The organism is Zhenhengia yiwuensis, assembly GCF_014384995.1.
Classification (GTDB): domain Bacteria; phylum Bacillota; class Clostridia; order Lachnospirales; family Cellulosilyticaceae; genus Zhenhengia; species Zhenhengia yiwuensis.
The window spans coordinates 1-8,787 of sequence record NZ_JACRSY010000062.1 but is presented as its reverse complement, the minus strand read 5'-3'; the positions used below and the strand labels follow the sequence as shown (position 1 = coordinate 8,787).

9 protein-coding genes are annotated in these 8,787 nt (G+C 31.9%); 8 read left to right on the top strand and 1 reads right to left on the bottom strand.

Annotation, left to right across the window (positions count from 1 at the left end; translation table 11 throughout):
* The 5 genes from H8718_RS19100 to H8718_RS19080 form a co-directional block, all read left to right on the top strand.
* Nucleotides 1–288 (top strand): ATP-binding protein (locus tag H8718_RS19100; RefSeq protein WP_249334597.1); only part of this gene is annotated, 288 nt, incomplete at its 5' end.
* Between the two features lie 375 nt (nucleotides 289–663).
* Nucleotides 664–1,509 carry a coiled-coil domain-containing protein gene (locus H8718_RS19095; protein WP_249334595.1) on the top strand — a complete coding sequence of 282 codons (846 nt, stop codon included), beginning with the start codon at nucleotides 664–666 and terminating at the stop codon, nucleotides 1,507–1,509.
* 58 nt (nucleotides 1,510–1,567) lie between these two features.
* Nucleotides 1,568–2,401, top strand: a complete 834-nt coding sequence (locus tag H8718_RS19090; RefSeq protein WP_177672083.1) for a formate/nitrite transporter family protein — start codon at nucleotides 1,568–1,570, stop codon at nucleotides 2,399–2,401.
* A 27-nt stretch (nucleotides 2,402–2,428) separates the two neighbouring features.
* A complete protein-coding gene (locus H8718_RS19085) occupies nucleotides 2,429–3,442 on the top strand; it encodes a tyrosine-type recombinase/integrase (RefSeq protein ID WP_177672082.1) in 1,014 nt (337 codons plus the stop codon).
* Between the two features lie 56 nt (nucleotides 3,443–3,498).
* Nucleotides 3,499–3,741, top strand: coding sequence for a hypothetical protein (locus H8718_RS19080; protein ID WP_177672081.1), 243 nt, complete (start codon nucleotides 3,499–3,501; stop codon nucleotides 3,739–3,741).
* 45 nt (nucleotides 3,742–3,786) lie between these two features.
* On the opposite strand, the gene H8718_RS19075 is transcribed toward H8718_RS19080, so the two are convergent.
* On the bottom strand, nucleotides 3,787–5,154 hold the full coding sequence (locus H8718_RS19075; RefSeq protein ID WP_249334593.1) for an aldehyde dehydrogenase family protein: 1,368 nt from the start codon (nucleotides 5,152–5,154) through the stop codon (nucleotides 3,787–3,789).
* A 204-nt stretch (nucleotides 5,155–5,358) separates the two neighbouring features.
* On the opposite strand from H8718_RS19075, the gene H8718_RS19070 reads away from it, so the two are divergent.
* The 3 genes from H8718_RS19070 to H8718_RS19060 all read left to right on the top strand — a co-directional run bounded on the left by H8718_RS19070 (nucleotide 5,359) and on the right by H8718_RS19060 (nucleotide 8,650).
* Entirely contained in the window at nucleotides 5,359–6,129 is a 771-nt protein-coding gene (locus H8718_RS19070; protein WP_249334591.1) for a DUF3298 and DUF4163 domain-containing protein, read from the top strand.
* 99 nt (nucleotides 6,130–6,228) lie between these two features.
* The gene (locus H8718_RS19065) at nucleotides 6,229–6,585 is read left to right on the top strand and encodes a hypothetical protein (RefSeq protein WP_249334589.1); all 357 of its coding nucleotides are present in this window, start codon (nucleotides 6,229–6,231) and stop codon (nucleotides 6,583–6,585) included.
* A 97-nt stretch (nucleotides 6,586–6,682) separates the two neighbouring features.
* On the top strand, nucleotides 6,683–8,650 hold the full coding sequence (locus tag H8718_RS19060; RefSeq protein WP_249334587.1) for a BMP family ABC transporter substrate-binding protein: 1,968 nt from the start codon (nucleotides 6,683–6,685) through the stop codon (nucleotides 8,648–8,650).
* Nucleotides 8,651–8,787 lie beyond the last annotated feature (137 nt).

The window sequence follows — 8,787 nt, the reverse complement described above, 5'->3', positions numbered from 1 at the left end:
GGCATGAGTAAACTAATCACTAAGTTTTCAAATTACCACCTACTCATCATCGATGAGTGGCTATTACATGACCTAACAGAAGAAGATGTACGCTTTATCTTCGAACTAACGGAAAAAAGATATGATTGTCACTCCACAATCTTTTGTACACAGTACAAACCAAAAGAATGGTATACAAGGCTTGGTGGTGGTACCATGGCTGATGCTATTTTAGATCGTATCATTCATAATGCTATTTGGCTTGAAACTGGTAGTACAAACATGAGAAAGTTGTTCTCCGGTCAATAAGTTGATCTAATCACTATAAAGTGGTCTCAATAAGTGAACTGGTGGTTTCTTTAACGTGAAACTAAAGTTTCTAAAAAGGGAACCTCCGGTTCTAATCAAACGAAATAATCAGTTGATTTCAGAAAACTTTTACCACTACTGAAAAATACTCTTAATTTATCCCCATTTTACTTTTGGTTCTTTTTTAATACTTTTCTATATATTTACCTCTTACTGATTCATAACCTACCACAGATAATACATAATTATCTGTGGTAGGTTGCTTGTTTTGTGAGTTTTGTGTTAACTTATATTAATGGTTAACTTTAGTTAACATATAAATAAAACATTGAGTTAACTATTACGTAATAGGTTAACTTTGAAGGAGGAAATATAATGGCAGATGTAACATTTGGTGTAAAAGTTCCAGAAGAAATGAAAAATGAATTGGCAGAGATCATGAAAAGCACTCAATTAACAGGAAAAGAGTTTATGGGGCTATTATTAACTACATATAAATTAGAGCAAAAGAAACAAGCTGAAGATTTATTAGTAAAGGATATAGATGAATTGCAAAGATTGCTCCAGCGTATTCAAACAATGTATTTAAATGTAAGTGAGCGTGTCGGTCTCGTAGTAGAAGAGCGTATAGGAGAAGTAGAGGCAGTTGTTGTACAGAAAGAAGAAGAAAAAGAAACATTAATTAAGGAAAAGTCTTTATTAGAAGAAAAAATAAATAACCTATTAAAAGAAAAAGAGAAAGCTAAAGATCTATATGTGGCTTTAGAGAAAGCATATAGTGAATTAGAAGAGCAAATCAGTGAGCAGAAAATACAAATTAAACAACATCATACGCTATGCGAGAAATATGAAGAGCAAATTGTGGGACTTAAAGAGGAAAATAGTAAGTGGGAGCGCCTAGAAATTGAAATAAAAGAACGTAATGAGGAAAATGAACGTCTTAAAGTTAGAAATGATGAAGTATCTTCTGAATTATGGTTTGCACAAAGAGAAGTCGAAAAGCTTAAAGAATTATTAAAACAAGAGGAAGAGGGGAAGAATAAAGAATTAACTACGCTTAAAGAAAAATATGATTTAGAACTTCAAAATAGCTTATTAGAGCAGAAATTAGTTTTCACAAATAAAATAGAAGTATTAAAAGAGGAGCAACATAAAGTGCAACAGGAATTAAATGACAGAATACAAAATTTGCTTCTAGGTATAAAAATGGAAAATAAATAGTGTTGAAAAACTTATCATATAATGATATACTCTGTCCTTGGAAAAGGAGTGTATATTCATGGCGAAAAATTATTTAGCACCAAATGAGATTTTAGATTACACAATCGAAGGTGGTCAGGCAAAAGTTAACCGTACAGCAATGGCAGTATTCCTTATGGCTGTTATGGCTGGTATGTATGTTGCTTTAGGGGGACTTGCTTCATCAACTGCAGCACATGCAATTGCAGATAAAGGTGTAGCAAAATTAGTAACAGGTGCAGTATTCCCTATTGGTCTTATGTTTGTAGTACTTAACGGGGGAGATCTTTTTACAGGAAACTGTTTAATTGTTTTATCAACTCTTGAAAAACGTAATAAAGTAAGTGATTTCTTTAAGAATTTAGCAATTGTTCTTGCAGGAAACTGTGTAGGTGCATTTTTCATTGCTTTCCTACAAGCTAATACAGGTCTTTTTAGAATGAGTGATGGTGGTTTTGCTGCTTATGCTTTAAAAACAGCTATTTCAAAAGCAAATCTTCCTTTCACAGAAGCTTTATGTCTTGCAATTATTTGTAATATCTTTGTATGTGCGGGTATTTGGATGATGTACTCTGCAAAAGATGTAACAGGAAAAATCCTTGCTGGATTCTTCTCAATCTTTGCATTTGCTATTAGTGGTGCAGAGCATATCGTAGCAAATATGTACTATGTGCCAGTTGGTATCTTTATTAAAAACAACCCTGAACTTGTACAATTATCAGGTGTTGCTGCAGAAAAGTTAGATACTTTAACATGGGGTAACTTCTTTACAAACAATGTTATTCCAGTAACACTTGGTAACTTTATTGGTGGCGTTATCATTGGTGTAATGTATTATCTTATCTTTAAAAAATTTACTAAACCTGCACAATAAAATTAAGTATAATAGGAGGCATGGGAGATGATCCCATGCCTTATTTTATTAAATCTAGAAAAGGTAGGAACCCTTATGACTATACAAAAGAGTATCCATTATTTTAAAGCATCTTTAGAAAGTATGCAGCTTTCGTCTCATACCATTAAAGCTTATTTGCAGGATTTAGCGCAGTGGCAAGCCTTTGTAAATATAGAAGCATTAGAAGACTTAAGTTTTGAAGTCTTGCAAGAGTATTTAATGCATTTACAATCTACGGGGCTTAAGCCTACAAGCTTAAGACGTAAACGTGTTGTTTTACATCGTTTTCTTACTTTTTGCTATGAAAAAAGGCTCTGTGATGAAAAGTTCTATGATTATATTGATCCGATCAAAATGAGAAAGCATAAGGCACCTAAAGAAGTCTTGTCTACGGAAGAGATTGAAGAACTTTTTGATTACATAGATGGACAGATTGCTATAAATGAAGCCCTTTTAGGAACAAGTAATCATTATGATTATTTATATTACTGTTGGATCCGTAACAAACTTATAGTAGGTATCTTGCTTTATACAGGCTGTCGTGCCAATGAAGCTGTAAGCTTAAAAAAGATGGATATTAATATAAAAAATAATACCATACTATTACTGGCAAAGGGCTTTAAATATAATGTAGTGCCTATTCATCCAGAACTTTTAACCTTGCTAAAAGGCTATGATGAACAAATACAATTATTAAAGAATGTTGATATTCTTAAAGTAATCGATGAGTCTATTTATATGTTCCCAAGCAGACAGGATAGTGGTGCGCATTTAGCAACGCGTACGCTTCATGATTTAATGCTAAAACTCTCAGGCGTATTAGGTAGACATATACATGCCCATTTATTTCGACATACTTTTGCTTCATACTGTATTGCAGCCAATATGGACATTACCACTTTATCATCTCTGATTTCGCATAGTAATCCATCTATTACCTTATCTATTTATACACATGAAATTGAAGCTACTCAAAAACAAAATGAAATTAAGAAACTTCATTTTGATAAACGTTCATAGGTATGAAATCTCCTTAAAAGTGTTATGATAAATATAATACTAAAGGAGGTTTTTTTATGTATGAAAACTTCAAGCAGCTTAGTGATAAATATGAGGAAGGGTATAGATGCATACACAAAGATATGACTAAGGGATGTACTTATACTTTGAGAAATTTTGATAAAGGAAAAATTTATACCATAAGTAGTAATGATAGAATGGAAATAGGAGAAATGGAGCACTTCTTAGATAATCTTGAAGAGGTGAAAAGAAAGACTGGGTATGATTGTATTTGTACAGGGTATGAAACAGATGATTAAAAAACAGCTATTCCTCGAAAAAATTGGAGGAATAGCTGTTTTAACTTATCTAAATCGCATAGTGATATAGCGCTTAATAAATTCGAGCTTTTTATCATAGGGTGGGTAACGAAGTGGAAGTTCTACCCTAGAACTATAGCATACTGTCTTGTAGTGACTAAATGTATCAAAAGAATATTTTCCGTGATAAGCACCTATGCCACTATAACCTACACCACCAAAAGGAGCTTTAGGATGAGTAAGATGCATAATGGTATCATTAATGCAGCCACCACCAAATGAGAGATGTTTAAGCAGATGTTTTATACGCTTTTTATCATGACTGAATATATAACAAGCAAGCGGTTTTGGAAAACGTTGTACTGTTTCGATAGCTAAAGGAAGTTTAGAAAAGGGGATAACAGGAAGTATAGGTCCAAAAATCTCTTGCTGCATACATTCATCTTTTAACTTGACTGGATAAAGAATAGTAGGTTCGATATAAAGGTTTTCATGATCAAAATGGCCACCATAATAAATTTTATCTTCATCAATATATTTTAATACTTGAACATAATGTTTTTCGTGAATCAGTCTAGAAGATTGGCTAGGATTTTCAAACATTTTAGCTGTTTCTTTAGCAAGTAACTCTAAGAAGCGCTTTGTAACATCTTCATGCACAAGTACATAATCGGGTGCTACACATGTTTGACCTGAATTCATAAATTTCCCCCAGGCAATACGTTTAGCTGCTAACTGAAGGTCACATTTGGCATCAACAATGGCTGGGTTTTTTCCTCCTAATTCTAAAGTGATAGGGATAAGATTTTTTGAAGCCTCTGCCATAACCTTTTTGCCGGTCTCAATACTTCCTGTAAAGAAGATGTAGTCAATAGGTTGTTTAAGTAGGGATTGGCAAATTTCTGGACCGCCATCAATAACCCATACTAAGTGCGTAGGGAAAACTTCTCTTAGTAAGCATTTAAGAGCTTTTGAGGTATAGGGTGTATATTCGGACGGCTTTAAAACAACACAGTTCCCAGCAGAAATGGCTCCAATTAAAGGAGAAAGCGCAAGTTGGATAGGATAATTATAGGGAGCGAAAATAAGGCTTATACCATAAGGTTCAGGTATAACCTTAGTTGATCCAGCTAATATAGGGAAGGGGGTACTATAAGTTTTAGGTTTTGTCCAATATTTAAGGTTGTGAATGGCAGTCTCTATTTCGGTAAGAACCATATAAATTTCAGTTGTATAAGTTTCAAAATAAGGCTTTTTAAAATCTTTATAAAGTGCCTGAACAAGGAGGTCTTGGTGAGCTAAAAGATTTTTTTTAAGTTTTTTTAAAAAGTATAGTCTGAAATGAACATCATAAGTTTTATATGTTTTAAAAAAGCGATGCATAGATTGGATTTGTTCTGTCATATCTTTCATGAATTACACCTCGAATAGTTTAATTATTCTATCTTTCATAGTATACTACCAAAACATTCTTTATCCAAGTTTATAACGTTAAACCTTAGAAAGTGGCTATACAAAGAAATACAAGTCAGTTCTGCAAAAGTTTACTTATTATAAACCTGCTTTCATAAGTACATACTAAAAATGTAACTTCATTGATAATAGGGGGATAAAATAATGATAAAAAAAATAATGGCATATTTTCTTATGAGTACACTTTTTATCACACCTTGTTTTACTTATGCTAATACTAAACAAGAAACAAAAGAAACACCAGGTACAGCTATATTTGTTATGGCCGTACCTACTGAAATTCATATAGAAGATCAGCATTATAAAAGTACAGGAAATTATCTTAATATAGAGACTCATTATCCGCAATTAGAAGGATTACTAGATAAAAAATTTCAAAAGAAGATGAATCATTATTTTGAAAATCATGTTATACAGTTACAAAAAGAGATTAAAAAAGAAGCAAAGAAACAGTATAAGGAACAAGCCTCTGATACACCCTTATATAAATATGAATTAATTAGTAATTATAAAACTAAAGAAAGTCTTAAACAATATTTAGTTATTGGCTTATTTGATTATATTTATACAGGTGGTGCACATGGCTTACCTCAACAAAGCTATATAACCCTAGACTTAAGTCAGAATGAAGTCCTCACACTTAATCAATTGTTCGATGAAAAAATGGATTATAAAACAGAGCTTAAAGAACTCATTACTAATCAAATTGAGAAGAGAACGGATAAAAAAGAGAAATTTTTTGATGATTTCTATGATCTAATTCATATTGAAGAAAATCAGAACTTTTATATAACACCTGCAGGGGATCTTGTACTTGTCTTTAATGTATATGAAATTGCACCTTATTCAACAGGCGTTGTAGAGTTCACTATTAAAAAAGAAGACTTAAAGGGATATAGAGTGGATTATAATTAAAGCCTAATGCTTATAATTAGGCTTTTTTCATAGATTAAGTACATTGAAAAATACAGTAATTTATAGTATAATTTGAAATACTTCAAAGGGGGAAAAAGAATGACAACGTATAAAAGAAATAAAAAATCGCCCAAATCGTTAAGCCGTATGATTATAGGTACACTTTTATTAATAGGGGTTGGTACATGTAGTTTATATACAGTAGAACAATACAATAATCCAGAATTGCATGGAAAATGGATTTCTACAGAGACGCTTGAAGAAATTGTTTTTAATGAAGATGGCACAGTAACGCTTAATGAAGCAATTTATATACCTAAATTTCAGGTTACTGCACCTAATAAAATGCTTTATACAGTAGAAGATAAGGAATTTGAAACCTATTATGAATTAGATGGACGCTCTTTATATTGGGGGATATCTAAAGAGCAAGCAGAAATATTTAAACGCAAATAAAGTTCTTTACATAAATTAAATAGAAATCCTTATACTTGTTTATTATTTTGTATTAATATAAAATAATATTGATTAATAGGATTAAAGAGGTGTATACATGAATCAATTAGAACTTGAAGGAATTTATGAACAGGCTCAAAAAAGTGCTAAACAATCTTGGAATACAATGACGAGCAAAGGTGAAATGGGCTATCTGCCTTCGTTAGATGGAATTGTCCAGCCTAGTGAAATTCTTTCAGAGGTTTCATTAGGACTAGTAGAAATTCCTATTCAAAAAATTATAGGTACTTATACCCATTCACGTAGTATCTCTTTTGCACATAATTTTATGCCACTTATGAGTAAAGATACGGAATTTGCAAATAAATGGATGAATTTATATAATGCGCATGTACAAGAAGGCATTAGAGAACCTCTTAAAGTCTATGAATATTTAAATCGTTTCTTTGTAATAGAAGGTAATAAAAGAGCAAGTGTACTAAAATATGTTGGAGCAATATCTTTTAATGCTTATGTTATTCGAATGGTACCTAAAAAAGATCCGACGAGTAAAACAAATACCATCTATTATGAATTTATGGATTTTTATAAGAAGACACGGATTAATACAATTTGGTTCTCTCAATCAGGACGATTTAAAGAATTATATGAGTTTATTGAAAAATATAAATTTGACAAGCCTTTTTATAATACAAAAGAAAAGCAATTTACAGCAGAGGTTTATAGACCATTTCGTACACTCTATTTAAAAGAAGGAGGAAGTCACCTAAAGCTTACAACAGGTGATGCTTTCCTTAACTTCCTTAAAATTTATGGTTTGCCTCAGACTATTTCTCCTCAGACACATAAAGAATATATTCAAAAACTTATTTCTGAACTAGATGTGATTGAGCAAGATGAGGTTAATGTAGAAACAGATACAATAGAAGCACCAAGTAGAAGAAAACGTGTTTTTAGTTCCCTTGCTGACCGTTTAAGTGGAAAACGAACACTTAAAATTGCTTTTGTCTATGCTAAAGCACCTGAAACATCTGGATGGGCTTATAGCCATGAATTAGGTAGATTGCATATAAATAATGTTTTTAAAGATCAAATTCATACAGAAAAAATCGTTAATGTACCGGAAAGTGCAGAAGCTTATAATATATTAGAACGTTTAGCAAAAGAAAAATATGATATTATTTTTACAACAAGCCCAACTTTTGTAGCACCAGCTTTAAAAGCAGCTATGCAGTACCCAGATGTTAAATTTTTTAACTGTGCAGGAACACATTCTTACAAATCACTTACTTTATACTTTGGACGTATACATGAACCAAGATATTTACTTGGAATGATAGCAGGTGCTATGACAAAAACCAATATTATAGGTTATGTTGCGCCTTATCCTATTTCTGAAGTTATTTCAAGTATTAATGCCTTTACACTAGGTGTACGAGCGGTTAACCCTTATGCAACAGTTAAAGCGATGTGGACTTATAGATGGGATAATCCTGAACAGGGAAAAGACATTGCTAAACATCTTATGGAAGCAGGAGTAGATATTATTTCAAATGAAGACTTGCCTGTACCTGAAGATATGTCTAAAGAATATGGAGTTTATTGTGTAGGAAAAGATGAATTAGAAAAGAAACATTATGCCATGGCGATTTGGAACTGGGGTGTATTTTACGAAAAAGTTATTCGCAATATTTTAAGTGGAACATGGAAAACCCTTTCTGATATTTCATCAGGAGATCAAAGTCCTCTTAATTTCTGGTTAGGTATGAATACAGGTATTGTCGATATTCTTTATTCTAATAGAAATGTGAATAGCCAAATGAAATATTTAATCGAAGGCATTAAAAGTGCTATCATACGCAATGAATTTGATATTTTCACAGGTCCTATCTATGATCAAAATAAAGTTTTACGTGTTAAAACAGGTGAGAAATGTGATTATGAAGATATTATCAATATGGATTGGTTAGTAGATGGTGTAGAAGGAGAGCTTCCTAATAATGAGGACTTAAAACCTACAGATCCTTTCTCTTATATGAAAAATATTGTAAAAGCAGATATTTAAAAAGGTGTCAGACGTTTTTGATATGCTCCCCTTAAGGTAGACAGTTTAAATAATAAAACTGTTATCTTAAGGAGGAGCATTTTTCATGGGAAGAAAATCAAAAATTTCATATGAAATAAAAATAGATGTTGTTAAAA

Coding starts and splice junctions, on each gene's coding strand:
- H8718_RS19095 (WP_249334595.1), top strand. CDS start 664: ATGGCAGATGTAACATTTGGTGTAAAAGTTCCAGAAGAAATGAAAAAT.
- H8718_RS19090 (WP_177672083.1), top strand. CDS start 1,568: ATGGCGAAAAATTATTTAGCACCAAATGAGATTTTAGATTACACAATC.
- H8718_RS19085 (WP_177672082.1), top strand. CDS start 2,429: ATGATCCCATGCCTTATTTTATTAAATCTAGAAAAGGTAGGAACCCTT.
- H8718_RS19080 (WP_177672081.1), top strand. CDS start 3,499: ATGTATGAAAACTTCAAGCAGCTTAGTGATAAATATGAGGAAGGGTAT.
- H8718_RS19075 (WP_249334593.1), bottom strand. CDS start 5,154: ATGAAAGATATGACAGAACAAATCCAATCTATGCATCGCTTTTTTAAA.
- H8718_RS19070 (WP_249334591.1), top strand. CDS start 5,359: ATGATAAAAAAAATAATGGCATATTTTCTTATGAGTACACTTTTTATC.
- H8718_RS19065 (WP_249334589.1), top strand. CDS start 6,229: ATGACAACGTATAAAAGAAATAAAAAATCGCCCAAATCGTTAAGCCGT.
- H8718_RS19060 (WP_249334587.1), top strand. CDS start 6,683: ATGAATCAATTAGAACTTGAAGGAATTTATGAACAGGCTCAAAAAAGT.